The organism is Vibrio sp. 1CM8B (assembly GCF_023161685.1).
Taxonomy (GTDB): Bacteria; Pseudomonadota; Gammaproteobacteria; order Enterobacterales; family Vibrionaceae; genus Vibrio; species Vibrio coralliirubri.
On the sequence record NZ_JALNTU010000001.1, the window covers coordinates 310,863 to 326,831 of the forward strand.

Sequence of the window (15,969 nt, forward strand, 5' to 3'; positions counted from 1 at the left end):
ACATTTAGCTGGGGCAGACAAACCAACATTTGGCTCATTCGCTTCGAAGGCAACATAACGAAGAATGAATGCCGAGGCTGAAACTGACCATAACTGAACAGACCTGACCTGACCTAAATAAAGAGTAAGCTAGTCGTAACTTTTTAAGGCACTCTCCCATTCCGTTATTACTAACGATTTTTTGCTTTGATCTGAGAAGATCAACAAGCTGACATCTAATGGCAAAGGCTTAAGTTGGTTCGCAAACTGTTCACGTAAGACAACCGCGGATTTTGCACTTTTAATATCAGTGCGCACTGGAGGCATGTTGGTTTCTTCTGCCATTAGCTTCTGTCCTGAATAGGAAAACAGATAATCGATAAAGGCTTGTGCTTGTGCTGGCCGCGGGGTGGTTTTGTTGATGAATGCAGTTCGAATAACCACAGGGGTGTAATCATTCGCAGCCACAATCACCACATCTTTGTGCTTAGATTCCCATGAGTTCGCATACGAGCCCATGATGTTGTAGGCAATCGAGATATCACCATTGGTCAACGCCTTGAGCATCGAGGCGGAGCTATCAAAGGTGCGCGCGTGATGAAGATTAAACAGCTCTAAAAACTGCCCGTAGTTACTTGTTTGTGCCCGTTCAAAGGACCAAAGTAAATAACCGATACCGACATCACGAATATCAAACAGCCCTATCTTCCCCTTCAGCTCATCACTATGCTGACGAATAAAACTCAGCAACTCAACACGGCTAAGCGGGATTTCTTTACCTTCAAGGAAAGCTTGATTAAACACAATCACTGCAGGTTCATAGCTAAAACCAAACAACTCATTTCGCCATTGGCTCCAGTGCGGAACAATCCCCGATTGAGAGCCATAGCCCGGCACATTGATTTGGTAAGGCAGCGCATAGCCATCATTAACAAGCCGCAATTGTAAATCCATCACCGAACTGATGGTGATGTCAGGTTGATCCGGCTTTTGGTCTCGAATATGAGCATCTAATACATTGCTGCTCATCGCTTGATAGCGCACCGTAATATCTGGATTTCGACGTTGGAAGTCATCGAGCAGTGGCTTCATTTCTGACAAGTAAGCCGCCCCATAGATAACCAACGCGTCTTCGTTTCCATCACCTTGGTTGCTATTGTCTTGGTGGACAGAGTTTGGATGAGCAGAACCTTGTTGACCAGTAGCTTGACTAGCTTGTGCAGTGACACCCGTAACAAACAAAGCGCTTGCTAACAACACAGTCGAGCTCAGTCCTGTTACCCAAGTTAGAACGAACTTGATCATAAAACCTCCCACCAATAAGTATGCGGGAACTGGATTTTCACCGTAAGACCACCGTTATCCGTTTCATTTGGGTTTGTGTCTTCTAAGCTCATAATCGCGTTAGATTTTTGGGCAACATCCAAAGCAATACTCATCCCTAAACCTGTGCCTTGGCTTAGTGCATTTGGGCTACGATAAAACATCTCGAACACGTGGGGTTTATCTTGCTCATCAATACCCGGCCCAAAATCACGAACGTACAGCACGGCTTTACTTCCTTGTTGCACCAACTCAACTTCGATCGTGCTGCCTTTCGGTGAATACTTGATGGCATTTTCGATGAGATTAGTCAGCATCTGAGTTAATGCGAAGCTGTCGCCTCGGATGTGAAACTTGAGTGATTCGATGTAGCTCAGTTCGATGTCTTTGCTCAATGCATTCATCGCTAAACCACGGCTGGTTTGCTTCACTAGCTCATTAAAATCAATCTCTGTGGGCTCAATACTTTGGTAACGATGGCGAATCGTCGCGTGGTTCAACAGCTGTTCAACGGTACGCTCAAGCACTTCACACGCGCCTGTGACTTTATCTAAGTAATCGAGTGTGTGGCTGTCATTGGCTTTGCTTTTGGCCAGTTCGATTTGAGCTTTAATGCCAGCGATTGGCGTCTTTAATTGATGCGCTGCTTCGCCGGTAAAGTTCTTAAGGTTTGTTAAGTTCTTATCGAGTTGAGACATAAACACATTGATGGTATCGACCAAATGCTCGACCTCTTCCGGCGCATCGAGATTAATAGGGGTCAAGTCGAGATTCGATCGCCTCTCCATCTTATTGTTGATTTCATTGACCGGCTTGAGCACCTTTACAATCAACACAAAGATGACCAATAGTGCACTCAACGTCACCGCGAGCAGTAGCTTTACCGCGTGGTCCGAGAGCTGTTTCTCCCATACTTGCCTTGCTTGTGTGGTTTGCCCCACAAGCACGTAAATGTTTTGCGGCCCTTCACGGGTATTCATGATGCGACTGACCAAAGACAAACGCACCCATTCATCTTTGAAGGTTAAGTAGAAATAAGCAGCCTCTGGTTCGAGTTTGATCTGATATTGCTCGATTTGGTCACGCACTAACTGATCATCAAGCAATTCTTTATAACCCGTGATGTAACCCGACTCCGATGAATTCGAAGAACTAGCAACCAGATAGAAAACCTTATCTCTAGGGGAATCAGCCAGCGATTTAAAGGCCGCGGTGGGGATGTCGACACTGAATGTTAAACCATTAAAACGAACCTGCTCTATGATCTGCAGGGCGGCGTTATTCAACTGGCGATCGTAAAACATCTGAGTGGTTTGATAGGCGTAGCGCTTTACCGCAACCAAAGTCAGCAAACTAATCAGGCACAATAGACAGGTCGCTGAGAACAATAATTGAAATCTCAGCGATTTTGTTCGAAAACGAAATCGGACAGGTTTGCTCAGTTCCGTCACTTAATACACCTCAGCTCAGTCTTCGACTTTATTGAGCACGTAACCAAGGCCACGCAGGGTTTTGATCTCGACATTGCTATTGGCTAGCGCCTTCCTCAAACGACCAACGTAGGTTTCAATCGCATTAGTATTGGGTGGGTTATCGAAGTTATATAAGTGGTCGATGATCTCTTCTTTGCTCATCACACGGTTGAGGTGGTTCAGGAAGATTTCTAATAAGCGATATTCACGCTGTTTAAGCTCAATGACTTCGCCCTTCACTTTCACAATGCAACCTGCACTGTCGAACTCAATGTCACCAAACGTCACTGTGTTCTGATCGCTGCCTTGACGACGTCGAACGATCGCGCGACAGCGAGCTTCCAACTCACCAAAATCAAAAGGCTTAGTAAGATAATCATCAGCGCCTAGATCCAAAAGTTGAATTCGGTCAAACACTTCACTGCGCGCGGTAAGAATGAGAACGGGGGTATCAGACGACTGGCGAATACGTTTGATGATCTGCTCACCCGATTTATTGGGCAGGTTTAGATCGAGAATAACTAAATCAAAATCGGTGTGGCTGATCATGGCGAACGCGACAGCCCCATCGTAGGCACAATCAACACCATGACCTAGGTCGATAAAGCGCTGTTCTATTGCTTCACTGATCAAGCGATCATCTTCAACTACCAATATTCGCATCTTATCCCCCGCATAAAGAAGACGATTGTTCTCAAGTATGGTGGCAATTTCAATAACAAAAGTAACAATAATAAAACAAAGTACAGTACCACATCACATTTAGAACATTCTGTTCAGTACACAAGGTAAAGTGTGTTAAATATCATCAAGCTACGTCTAATAATCCACCACTCACGAAGTAGCATCACAAATCCAAACATAAACTCCTCGTACCAGTTGTGCATCCGTTTACATACAGGTAGTTTTAGCGACCTCGAAACACATCCATTCGAACAATGACGTTCATGCGAGCGTCTTTTCCGAGCAAAAGTGTTCGGATTAACATTTCAAGTGACTTTAATTAACAATTTTATGCTCAAACGCTCATTTTTGATGTTCGTTTATTTTCGAGTTCGCAAATTTATGCACAATACGCGTGCTAGATAAGCAAAACTAAAAAGGACTCGAACATGACAACAAACAAACACCCTTCTTTATTTGGGCAATGCTTGGCTGAATTTATCGGTACAGGATTACTCATATTCTTCGGCGTTGGCTGTGTGGCAGCACTGGTACTAACCGGTGCAACATTCGGACAATGGGAAATCAGCATCATCTGGGGCTTCGGTGTTGCGATTGCAATTTACTGTACTGCCGGCGTGTCAGGCGCTCACATCAACCCAGCGGTGACGATTGCACTAGCCATGTTCCATGGCTTTGATAAAGCGAAAGTGCTGCCTTACATCATTTCGCAACTGCTTGGCGCATTCTGCTCTGCAGCTCTGGTTTACAGCCTGTACAGTAACCTATTCACTGACTACGAAATTGCACACAACTTCGTTCGTAGCAGCCAAGACGCACTATCAACTGCTGGTATCTTCTCGACTTACCCACATGCTTCACTCTCTTTCTTCGGCGCTTTTGCTGTGGAATTCGTGATTACTGCAGTGTTGATGTTTGCCATCTTAGCGTTAGGTGATGAGAACAATGGCGCATCTCGCGGTGCAATGAACCCGCTACTGATCGGTATTCTTATCGCAGTAATTGGTGGCTCTTTAGGTCCACTGACTGGCTTTGCAATGAACCCTGCTCGTGACTTCGGACCAAAACTGTTCGCTTACTTTGCAGGTTGGGATTTCGCTCTAACAGGTGCTCGTGATATTCCTTACTTCATCGTACCAATCCTTGCTCCAATTGCGGGTGCATGTTTTGGTGGCTGGTTGTACCCACGTGTTATCGGTGCTTACCTACCTATTGAAGGCCAAGGCTGCACAATTCCAAACCAATGTGAAACAGAACAAGAAGCTGAACAAGCTCAAGCTTAATCACTAAGCGCCCCTACATTTACTAAAATATAAATAACAAAAGAAAAAGGATTCTTACCATGACCGAGCAAAAATACATTGTTGCCCTAGACCAAGGCACCACAAGCTCTCGCGCTGTAATCCTCGACCACGATGCAAACATCGTAAGCTCTTCTCAACGCGAATTTACTCAGATTTATCCTAAAGCCGGTTGGGTTGAACATGATCCAATGGAAATCTGGGCGACGCAAAGCTCTACATTGGTTGAAGCGCTGGCTAAAGCAGGCATCCGCAGCGATGAGCTAGCGGGCATTGGTATCACTAACCAACGTGAAACCACCATTGTTTGGAACAAAGAGACAGGTAAACCAGTTTATAACGCCATCGTATGGCAGTGTCGCCGTACAGCAGACATCTGTGAAGACCTAAAAGCACGTGGCCTAGAAGACTACGTACGTGACAATACAGGCTTAGTCCTTGACCCGTATTTTTCAGGTACCAAAGTAAAATGGATTCTAGACAACGTTGAAGGTGCTCGCGAAGACGCTGAAGCTGGCAAACTACTGTTCGGTACGGTTGATACTTGGTTGGTTTGGAAGATGACTCAAGGACGTGTTCACGTTACGGATTACACTAACGCGTCACGTACTATGTTGTTCAACATCAACGACCTATGCTGGGATCAAAAGCTACTTGATGAAATGGGTATCCCGTCATCAATGATGCCTGAAGTGAAGCGTTCTTCTGAGGTTTACGGTCAAACGAACCTTGGTGGTAAAGGCGGTACTCGTATTCCAATCGCGGGTATTGCGGGTGATCAACAAGCGGCACTTTACGGTCAAATGTGTGTAGAAGCAGGCCAAGCTAAGAACACTTATGGTACTGGTTGTTTCCTTCTAATGAACACAGGCCAAGAGAAAGTCACATCGAAAAACGGCCTTCTAACCACACTGGCATGTGGCCCTAAAGGCGAACCTGCATACGCACTTGAAGGTGCAGTATTCATGGGCGGCGCATCAATCCAATGGCTACGTGATGAAATGAAACTACTGGCTGGCGCAGAAGACTCGGAGTACTTCGCAACCAAAGTAGATTCTTCAAACGGCGTATACGTGGTTCCTGCATTCACTGGCCTAGGCGCACCATACTGGGATGCTTACGCTCGCGGTACGATTGTTGGTCTGACTCGTGGTGTTAACTCTAACCACATCATCCGTGCAACCTTGGAAGGCATTGCTTACCAAACGCGTGACGTACTAGACGCGATGCAAGCGGATTCTGGCATCAAGCTAGCAAACCTACGTGTTGATGGCGGCGCAGTAGCGAACAATTTCCTAATGCAATTCCAATCAGACGTGCTTGATACTGAAGTTCACCGCCCTGAAGTAACGGAAGTAACGGCTCTTGGTGCCGCTTACCTTGCTGGCCTAGCGGTTGGTTTCTGGGACAGCATTGACGAGCTTCAAGACAAAGCCGTTCTTAACCGCACCTTCATGCCACACCACGACGAAGAGAAACGTAACCGCCGTTACAAAGGCTGGAAGCGTGCAATCAAGTGTGCACAGGTTTGGTCTGAGCTGCACGATGACGACGAAGAGTAATACTGAGTATTCAGCTCATCGTTAATCATTAATCGTTGACCTAGGAACTCGAGCAATCTCATCGATTAGATTGCTCGAACCTCAGCAAACGAAACTAAAAAGAGCACTATTTTGTGCTCTTTTTTGCGTTTCAGGCTCAAATTCCACGTTTTGACCAGCGTTTTTGCGGTTTAGACATGATTCCTTACCATCATTACTTCTCTCTTTTCATCAATTCGAGCACAATAGCGTGAGTTTATATTTTCGATTTTGACGCGCTAGAGCCCTTTGCGCGCAGGGAGTGGTAAGTTAAGTGAAGCAGATACCAAGACACCAGCAGATTGTAGATCTGGTAAAAACACAAGGATATGTGAGCACCGAAGAGCTCGTTGAAAAGTTCGATGTCAGCCCACAAACCATCAGGCGAGACCTCAATGAACTGGCCGATAGCAACAAGATTCGTCGCTATCATGGTGGTGCAACCATTCCTTTAAGCTCGGAAAACACCTCTTATAACACGCGTAAAGCGCTTAACTTCAACGAAAAAGACGTGATCGCCGACGAACTGGTTAAGCACATCCCAGATGGTGCAACCCTGTTCGTTGATATCGGCACCACGCCAGAATCGGTGGCACGCGCACTCAACAAGAATCACAAACAGCTAAGAGTCGTCACCAACAACATTAACGTTGCCAGCATCCTTCTGCCGAACCCAGAGATCAAGGTTATCTTAGCGGGCGGCGAAGTGAGAAACCGCGACGGCGGCATCGTGGGTGAAGCAACGCTCGATTTCGTTAAACAATTCCGCCTTGATTTCGGCATCTTAGGTATCAGCGGCATCGACTTTGATGGCTCACTGCTCGATTTTGATTACCACGAAGTTCGTGTGAAACAAGCTATCATCGAAAACAGTCGCAGCATCTTCTTAGCCGTCGACCATACTAAGTTTGGCCGTAACGCGATGGTTAAGCTCGGCAATATCTCTCAAGCCCACATGGTGTTTACTAATAAGCAGCCACCGGAAGAGATTCTCAACATCCTTAAAGATTCGGCAATACCATTAGAAGTGATCGATACCGCTCGTTCTATGAGCGAATAAATCAAAACAAGAGCTCAGTGACGCCACTTTCTTAAACGAATCACCATTCTTTATAGAAAAGTTAATAAAGTAAAACTTGCTCGCTGTCACTGTCGCTTCTATGCTCGAATTAGTCTTATTTGAACCTCTGCTTTCATAAGCAGAGGTTTTTTTATGCCCAAATCACATAAAACGCGCATAAACGAAAATAATAAATGACCGCAAACGAAAGTTCATATAGGATTCAATTATGTTCTAAAATGCTCGTTCGCTCAGAAAGAGGTCAAAACCATGAGTGCTCAACAAAATAATTCAAACAACAGTACATCTTCCACTTTAGACTTGATCGTGATTGGCGGCGGCATCAACGGTGCAGGCATCGCGGCAGACGCATCAGGTCGTGGTCTAAACGTTGGCTTATACGAAGCAAATGACTTTGCATCTGCAACGTCTTCTGCCAGCTCAAAGCTTATCCACGGTGGCCTACGCTACCTTGAACATTACGAATTTCGTTTAGTTTCGGAAGCACTCGCTGAACGTGAAGTCTTGTTAAGAAAAGCGCCTCATGTTGCTCAACCAATGCGTTTCCGTTTGCCTCATCGACCATTTTTACGCCCAGCTTGGATGATTCGCTGTGGCCTATTCCTTTACGATAACTTGGGTAAGCGCACCACTCTTCCGGGAAGCAAGACAGTCAACCTAGCGAAATCGGGCCTACTGAAACCAGAAATGAAGACGGGCTTCGAATACTCAGATTGCTGGGTGGATGATGCGCGTATGGTGTTGCTCAACGTATTAGCAGCAAAAGAAAACAACGCAGAAGTTCGTAACTACTGCCGAGTTGAAAAAGCGCACCGCGAAGGTGGTATTTGGCATGTGACGATCCTTGATGTGATGACAAACCAACGCTTTGAACGCAAAGCAAAAGCGCTTGTTAACGCTGCTGGTCCTTGGGTTAAACAGTTCTTTGATGATGGATTAGAGCAAGCTTCGCCTCGTAATATTCGTCTGATCAAAGGCTCGCACATTGTTGTGCCACGCATTCACGACGAACCACAAGCGTACATTCTGCAAAACAAAGACAATCGTATTGTGTTCATGATCCCTTACCTAGATAAGTTCTCGATCATCGGCACTACCGACCTTGAATACAAAGGCGACCCACGTAACGTCGCAATTGATGATGTCGAAGTGGATTACTTGATTGATATTGTTAACCAACACTTTGTTAAACAACTCGGTCGTGAAGACGTGGTTTGGACATACAGTGGCGTCAGACCGCTTTGTGACGACGAATCGGATTCACCACAAGCGATCACTCGTGACTACACGTTGGAATTGGATGCAGAGCTAGATCAAGCACCACTGCTTTCGATCTTCGGTGGCAAATTAACCACTTACCGTAAGCTAGGCGAAGCGGCACTTAAGAAGCTTGAGCCACACCTAACCAACATGGGTGCGCCATGGACAGCGAACGACACGCTTCCAGGTGGTAACTTTAGTTGCAGCAGAGAGCAACTTGCGAAGATGATCCACACTAAATACCCTTGGGCATCTGAAGCGTTGTTACTTCGCTACGTGACTCAATTTGGTACTTACACGTGGAAGCTACTGGAAGGCGCGAATAGTGAAGCAGACCTTGGCAGCCAATTTTCAAACGAAGCGCATGGCGTTTATCAAGTTGAGATCGATTACTTGATCAATGAAGAGATGGCGATGACTGACGAAGACATCTTGTGGCGCAGAACCAAGCTTGGCCTGTACATGAGTGAATCAGAGCAGCAAGCAGTAACGGATTACCTGAAAGAGAAACTACAAAGCAAGGTAGTGAGCTTTTCTCAAGTAGGCTAACCCCACCAGCCTAAACATGGTTCAAGAACATACTTAACAACGAAGCTTAGCGTCCCCCGCGCTAAGCTTTTTTATTGCCTGCTATTCCGGCCTAAGAACTCGATCAGATAAATCTCTCGATTGATCGTCTCCTTCGCACGGGCTGAGGCTTTGTTCACTCCCCCATTTTCAACAAAAACTAAATAGTGTTTTATTAATCAGCTTGATTATCAACTTTACAAAAGATTGCTATTCTTTACCTCAACGAAACGACACATTTAGAAACGCTCACTATGTCAGCGCTTTAATAAGGAATCTATTCCATGCAAAAAGTTATTCTGATCACAGGCTCTACCGATGGTATCGGCTTCGAAACGGCAAAAGTACTTGTTCAACAAGGTCACCACGTTTTATTGCATGGACGTAACCCAAGCAAACTCAAAGACGTTGAGCAGCAACTTGTGGCTATCTCTGCTGAAGCGAAAATTCAAAGTTACGTGGCAGACTTGTCTGTTCTGGTTGATGTGGATGCGTTGGCTGACGAAATAATTGCTGAGCACGATAAGATTGATGTACTGATAAACAACGCAGGTGTGTTCAACACTCCGAACCCAATCACTAAAGACGGTTTAGATGTTCGTTTTGTTGTGAATACCATTTCACCATACCACCTGACTAAACGTCTGTTACCTGTGCTAGATGCATCTAGCCGAGTGGTGAACCTGTCTTCAGCGGCGCAAGCAGCAGTGAACATCGAAGCGCTAGAAGGCAAGAAGCCAATGTCAGATGGTGACGCTTACGCACAAAGCAAGCTTGCGATCACTATGTGGACTCGTGAAATGGCAAAAGAGTTAGGCTCTACAGGGCCAATGGTGGTTGCGGTCAACCCAGCTTCGTTACTAGGCAGCAAGATGGTGAAAGACGCTTACGGCATTGCAGGCGGCGACCTAAGCATCGGTTCTGATATTCTAGTTCGCGCATCATTGTCTGATGAGTTCGCACAAGCGGGCGGTCAATACTTTGATAACGACAACAACACATTTGCGAACCCGCACCCAGATGCGATATACGGCGACAAGTCGCAGCAAGTTGTCGCTAAAATTGAAGAGATCATCAAAGCGACGCTTTCTTAATTGCGAAGACTCATGCTGAGTTGATTTGCAAATCTCAATAAAAAAGCCCTGTGTTTCTAATGTATTAAGTTAGAAACACAGGGCTTTTTCGTACAACGTTTGTCTCTACGTTTGCTCCCAATACGGCGGATTACCATAATATTCAGAGAAGTAGTCAATGAAGGCTCTCACCTTTGGCGCCAGTAACCTTGTGCTTGGGTACACCGCCCAAATCGCAGGTTCTGAGGTTAATGGGTAATCTTCTAATATCTGAATCAGTTGACCACTTTTCAGTTGCTCATACGCACACCAATTCGACGTCACCGTGATACCCATACCACCTGAGGCTGCGTCACGCAGTGCTTCTCCGTTATCTGCCCTGAACGATCCCGATGCCTTAATCGTCTTAGGCCCGCTTTCAGTACTGAAGGTCCAGTTTTCTAAACCAATCAAGCTAATACACTGATGATCGTTGAGATCTTGAGGTGTGGCTGGCTTACCGTATTTGATTAAATAATCAGGCGATGCACAAACAATGCGTTTGTCTGTCGCCAGTTTTCGGGCGATCAGCGTCGAGTCTTTCAGCTCCGAGATGCGAATCGCGATATCAAAGCCACCTTCAACAACATCCACCATCGAATCTGATAGTCTGAGATCGACTTTTAACCCAGGGTAGCGCTCTAAGAATCCAGGTAAAGCAGGAACAAGATGCAAACGCCCAAAAGACGCAGATGCGGTAACTCTCAGCGTTCCGGTTGGAGAGTCACAGCCCACACCAACCGCCGATTTGGCAGCATCGACGCTCGATAACACCTCTTCAGCATGAGGCAAGAACGCTTCCCCTTCTTCGGTTAAAGAGACCTTACGAGTGGTTCTATGCACCAAGCGAACGCCTAAATTGTCTTCCAGTTTACTAATGTGCGAGCTTGCAACAGCAGGAGACAAACCAAGCTCTTGCCCAGCCATGCTGATGTTATGTGTGGAAGCTAAACGAACAAACAATTTGAGGTGTTCAATATTCATGAGATTACCAATAAAATCTTAAAAATCGTGTACCAGTAACCCTCATTATGCGTCATTAACATAACAATACAACGTATTAACTCAGTTGAATTGTGAAGAAGTGATTGAGCCAAAACGAAAAAAAACTCCCGAAGGAGTTTTTGTCTAAGTCTGTAATTCGCCATTTAGCTAGTCAGCAAAATTACCAACTCACTAGCCCGTTAAACGAGCATGCAGTGAATCTTTAAGCTCAGAACGATCATGTTTCAATTGGTGCATTGAGCCGTCATCAATGGGTGAATCTTTCAGCTCTAGTTTACGAATCTCTTTATCAAGGTTGTCGTATGTCTTCATATCTTCTGCAAAGCCATCGTCAGTTTTAGCAAGCTCAGCAATTTTGTCTTTCATTTCAGGAAATTCGTGAACAAGAGAGTGATTTTCACCTAGCATAGAAACCTCTTAAGTTGAGTAAAGTGATTGGTAGTACACATTCATTATTTACCTTAGCAAGGGACTCAAATAACAAATGAGATCCAGTACACAGCCTAGAATATAGACAGTTCAGATTCACAAATTTACAACATAAATCGGCAGGGATGCGTTGTTTTACATAGAAGAAAGCCTCGCGTAATCGCAAGGCTTTGTAGAAGTGAGTTCTTTATTAGAACAGTGACAGAAATGATAATAACAGCAGCTAAAAAGTATTTTCAAAAAAGGATTAGCTGCTACAACCACCAGAATGAACTCGATTCATTTGATCATGTGAAGATGTTTCAGAGCCTGTTGATTGGCATCCCGCCACAAACAATAGCGTTACAGATAAGATAAGCCATTTCATAATTAATCCTCTTTTAGTCATGACTAAAGCATAGTGCTTAAAAGCGCGAATACCTCAGTCATTAACTAAAGCCTTACCTGCCGATAAAGCCTTAGTTAATGAACAAAGCATCGCTTCATTAATTAACGACCAGTCTCCGCGCAAAAAACTTTCACCAAACGAACAAAAAACAGTCACAACTCTCTCTAAGCTTCACAAAAACCGGTCTTTCAATTCCTTTTAGTTATTATCTAAATAACATCAATTCATTTTTAGAATCACCACCAAACCGATACATTAGTGTCATCTCCTAATGACGACCTCAAGGTAAACGATATGAAAAAGACCATTTTAGCAACACTGATTACCATCACATCAATGCAAACAATGGCAGCAGTTGAAGTAACCGACGAAAACTTCGCTCGTGCAGAAAGCGACCTTTACTTCACTCAACAGTTAGAGCATCAACCGGTTAATGTTTTTGAGCATAATCGCGAGAACGTAACGGTAGAGAACCAAATGATTATCCGCTCTAACACCGACCTGCTCTATTCAACCGCGGTTGTCGATGTCTCAGAAGGCGCAACATTCAAACTGGCGAAAGGCGATGCGTACCAGATCATGCATATCTTCAATAACAATCATGATAACCACATGGCCATTTATGGTGGCGAAGAAATTTACATCGACTCAGAAATCGCAGGTTCAGACTACATCTACATACTGATGCGAACTGCAACAAGTGCTGGCGCAGATGAAGCGCATCGACTGCAAGATGCGGCGGTCATTAATGCGAAATCAGCTAAGCCTTTTAAACCAGCTTCAGATTGGGATGATGCTTCTCGAGATAACGTCCGAGCAAAATGGGAGAAGCTAGTTAATGACATCAAGACAGAAGAAGCCTTCACACCAAACATCACAGCAACATCAGATAACAAGCAGTTTATGATTGGTACTGCGGTAGGTTGGGCTGGTATGCCGGCAGAGCATGCTGTGTATACATCACGAGCGGGTACAGGTAAAACAGAATGTGCAAACATCACGTTTGAAGCACCCTCATTACGTTATGACGAAGGCGGTTATTGGTCAATTACGGCCTATTCAAGCCAAGGCTGGTTGATGACGAACAACAACAGTGCTGATTCAACGACATCAACACCCAATAAAGACGGTTCTTACACGATCCACTTTGCGCCAAAAGGGCAAACCTGTGACGCTGAAAATAACGTAATTGAAGTAAACGATGATGGCTGGAACTTTGCGGTTCGTGCATACCGTCCTAGCGATGAAGCGGTAGCATCCGGTGAGATGCACAACTTCCCACAGGTCACGGCTAAGTAGCGGGGAATAACGACTGAGTTGCGAGTGATTAGTGTTAATTAACTGGCAATAATAACTGCTAACAATAACAGCTACTAACAATAACCTAGCCTCTCATTTGAGAGGCTTATTGCTTTTCTTTTATGATGGCTTGGGAGGTAGTGATAATTTTGCGCTTAAGCCATTGATTCATCGGGTGCATTCTCTTGTTATGAGATTCCACCAACACGATCTTTTTGAGCTCTTCCGGTGCATAATCAGGAAAAGAGAGATAATCGAACTCTTCATAAAGATAAAGAGCAAGCTGCTTGGAACACGGTAGAATCATGTCACTTTGTTTAATGACCTCTAATAGCGTGTGCAAATACGAGCTTCTTGCTTTCACTTTAAGCTGCTCTGTCGACAAATGCTTGGCGATATAAGGCTGAATATCATTCCACCCCGGTATCACCAAACTCGCGTATTCCGCTTCATCTATCTCTTGCTGTGAAATCACTTTGCCAGCTAATGGGTGGCCGGTTTTAACCAACCCGACAAAGTCATCCTCACCGATAATCTGATGGGTAAACTGCTTATTCGTGTCGATTGGAGAAAAGTTGATAGCTGCTTGTATCTCGCCATCCAACAATTTTTTCAGCGTTTGAGAGCCCCAATTAACAATATTGACTTGAGCATTCGGCGCTTCTTGAATGAGACCAAGGCATAAACGCGCCCCAAGCCAGTTCGAGATAAAACCGTTAATTGCAATCGTGATGTTGCCTTGATACTCGGCAGGGTCAAAGCTTGGGGTTTCAAGAATCACATCGTCCAAGCTTTCCATGATCATTGGCAGCCGTTCACCAAGCTCTAACGCACGTGGGGTTGGCTTCAAACCGGAATGGACACGAGTAAACAATTCGTCATCAAAGTATTCTCTCAATCGCCCTAGTGCTTTACTCACTGCGGGCTGACTCAGCGCCAATTTATTGCCAGCAATGCGAGTATTTTGGGTTTCTAGCAAAACCAGAAATACGCGGATTAAATTGAGATCCAATTGTTTCATAGTTACCTGTCATTAAAGTTTGGTCAGGGAGATATTTAGCCGTCTGGCGATAAAAGCTAACTTAGCGAATATCTCTCTCATTATGGCTCATTTGACGATTGATTCGCTTAACGATCTTTAACTCTTTCTTACTATCTAGACAAACTAAACAATAAATCATCATAGAAAAAGCAGAACTTCAATTCCTCAAAGTTCTGCTTTAACAATCCATGACTGCTTACGCTCTGCGCTTTTTGAAAGCGTGCCAGCCAGCGCTGAAAATTGTTTTTAACACCACACCGAGTGCGCTTAGTTTTGGGTCGGCGTTCTTGCCAGAGGCAATGCGCCACATCTGATGTTCATACCAAACCAGCCCGACCATAGCCACTTTGTCTAATGCGGGTTTTCCTGTGGTTGGCACCGTTAGCGGCATGCCGTGGCTAGGGTTTTCAATTAACTTGTTTGGGAAATCAGGATCAACCGCCATTGTGCGCGCAATACCAATAAAATCGGTCGCTGAGGAGTTTAATGCTTCATTCATTGCTTGCGCAGTTCGAAAACCACCCGTGACCACCAGCGGAGTGCTGACGAGTTTTCTCGCCTTCACCATGTAATCCATAAAATACGCTTCACGTTTTACCGTGCTGGCCTTGATTGGTTCAGCTTTGCTCTTTGAACCCATCATTGATGGACTTTCATAGGTGCCGCCAGAGATCTCAATCAGGTCGATACCGTTATCACTCAGTGTTTGAACAACCTGCATCGACTCTTCTTCAGTGAAGCCACCTTTCATGAAGTCGGCGCTGTTGAGCTTAATTCCGACAGGGAAATCTTCACCGACCTCTTTTCGAATCGCGCGATAAACCTCAAGCACGAAACGAAGTCTATTTTCAAGTGATCCACCCCATTTGTCTTGGCGTTGATTGTGTCTAGAAGACAAAAACTGACTTACCAGATAACCATGAGCACCGTGAATCTGCACACCGGTAAAACCCGCTTGTTTTGATAGTTTTGCACTCAGCGCGAATTTATCAATGATTGCGATGATTTCCGTCTCAGTCAGAGCTCGTGGCGTATTAAAGCCTTTTTCTAATCCACGCTCTAAAGAGATAGCCGAAGGCGCAACCGGGCTATCACATAAGAATTTAGGGATTTGCTTTCCTGGGTGGTTCAATTGCATCCATATCTGCGAACCATTCTGTGTCCCGGCACTCGCCCACTCACGAAATACGCTTAAGTCACTTTGCTCATCCAACACAACGTTTTTAGGTTCACCAAGCGCACCTCTATCGACCATCACGTTGCCCGTCATGGATAGGCCAATTCCTCCTTGAGCCCAACGCTGGTAAAGCGTGACTAAACCTTGCTTAGGGTTATGATGTTTATCACCTAGCTGTTCACTCATTGCCGATTTGAACAGGCGATTTTTGATCACTTGGCCATTAGGAAGAGAAAAAGGGTCGTTGAGGCAGATTGGATTCATGCGCGT

Annotated in this window: 13 protein-coding genes; 6 read left to right on the top strand and 7 right to left on the bottom strand. The window is 45.0% G+C overall.

Annotated elements, in window-relative coordinates; all coding sequences use genetic code 11:
• Positions 1 to 129: 129 nt before the first annotated feature.
• From MSG36_RS01255 to MSG36_RS01265, 3 genes are all read right to left on the bottom strand, one after another.
• A complete protein-coding gene (locus MSG36_RS01255) occupies positions 130 to 1,284 on the bottom strand; it encodes an ABC transporter substrate-binding protein (RefSeq protein WP_231625639.1) in 1,155 nt (384 codons plus the stop codon).
• A complete protein-coding gene (locus MSG36_RS01260) occupies positions 1,281 to 2,669 on the bottom strand; it encodes a sensor histidine kinase (protein ID WP_231625640.1) in 1,389 nt (462 codons plus the stop codon). Before MSG36_RS01260 ends, MSG36_RS01255 begins: the two co-directional genes overlap by 4 nt.
• A gap of 99 nt (positions 2,670 to 2,768) precedes the next feature.
• Complete coding sequence (locus MSG36_RS01265) at positions 2,769 to 3,437, bottom strand: response regulator transcription factor (RefSeq protein WP_016795398.1); 669 nt, start codon at positions 3,435 to 3,437, stop codon at positions 2,769 to 2,771.
• A 449-nt stretch (positions 3,438 to 3,886) separates the two neighbouring features.
• On the opposite strand from MSG36_RS01265, the gene MSG36_RS01270 reads away from it, so the two are divergent.
• The 5 genes from MSG36_RS01270 (at position 3,887) to MSG36_RS01290 (ending at position 10,341) form a co-directional block, all read left to right on the top strand.
• A complete protein-coding gene (locus MSG36_RS01270; protein WP_048609888.1) occupies positions 3,887 to 4,741 on the top strand; it encodes an MIP/aquaporin family protein in 855 nt (284 codons plus the stop codon).
• A 59-nt stretch (positions 4,742 to 4,800) separates the two neighbouring features.
• Positions 4,801 to 6,321, top strand: a complete 1,521-nt coding sequence (glpK, locus tag MSG36_RS01275) for a glycerol kinase GlpK (protein ID WP_017064019.1) — start codon at positions 4,801 to 4,803, stop codon at positions 6,319 to 6,321.
• A gap of 292 nt (positions 6,322 to 6,613) precedes the next feature.
• Complete coding sequence (locus MSG36_RS01280) at positions 6,614 to 7,399, top strand: DeoR/GlpR family transcriptional regulator (RefSeq protein WP_050651041.1); 786 nt, start codon at positions 6,614 to 6,616, stop codon at positions 7,397 to 7,399.
• A 270-nt stretch (positions 7,400 to 7,669) separates the two neighbouring features.
• Entirely contained in the window at positions 7,670 to 9,229 is a 1,560-nt protein-coding gene (gene glpD / locus MSG36_RS01285; protein ID WP_102511268.1) for a glycerol-3-phosphate dehydrogenase, read from the top strand.
• A gap of 302 nt (positions 9,230 to 9,531) precedes the next feature.
• Positions 9,532 to 10,341: an SDR family NAD(P)-dependent oxidoreductase gene (locus tag MSG36_RS01290; protein ID WP_248365858.1), complete on the top strand. Its 810-nt coding sequence runs from the start codon at positions 9,532 to 9,534 to the stop codon at positions 10,339 to 10,341.
• A 105-nt stretch (positions 10,342 to 10,446) separates the two neighbouring features.
• Here MSG36_RS01290 and MSG36_RS01295 read toward each other — a convergent pair whose 3' ends face one another.
• Both MSG36_RS01295 and MSG36_RS01300 read right to left on the bottom strand, forming a co-directional pair.
• Positions 10,447 to 11,343, bottom strand: coding sequence for a LysR family transcriptional regulator (locus MSG36_RS01295; protein WP_052879230.1), 897 nt, complete (start codon positions 11,341 to 11,343; stop codon positions 10,447 to 10,449).
• 192 nt (positions 11,344 to 11,535) lie between these two features.
• Entirely contained in the window at positions 11,536 to 11,772 is a 237-nt protein-coding gene (locus tag MSG36_RS01300; protein WP_065606862.1) for a YdcH family protein, read from the bottom strand.
• Positions 11,773 to 12,439: 667 nt separating this feature from the next.
• On the opposite strand from MSG36_RS01300, the gene MSG36_RS01305 reads away from it, so the two are divergent.
• Positions 12,440 to 13,480, top strand: coding sequence for a DUF1214 domain-containing protein (locus tag MSG36_RS01305; RefSeq protein ID WP_248365860.1), 1,041 nt, complete (start codon positions 12,440 to 12,442; stop codon positions 13,478 to 13,480).
• A 106-nt stretch (positions 13,481 to 13,586) separates the two neighbouring features.
• Here MSG36_RS01305 and MSG36_RS01310 read toward each other — a convergent pair whose 3' ends face one another.
• Entirely contained in the window at positions 13,587 to 14,501 is a 915-nt protein-coding gene (locus MSG36_RS01310; protein WP_248365862.1) for a LysR family transcriptional regulator, read from the bottom strand.
• Between the two features lie 217 nt (positions 14,502 to 14,718).
• Positions 14,719 to 15,963: an NADH:flavin oxidoreductase/NADH oxidase family protein gene (locus tag MSG36_RS01315; RefSeq protein ID WP_248365864.1), complete on the bottom strand. Its 1,245-nt coding sequence runs from the start codon at positions 15,961 to 15,963 to the stop codon at positions 14,719 to 14,721.
• Positions 15,964 to 15,969 lie beyond the last annotated feature (6 nt).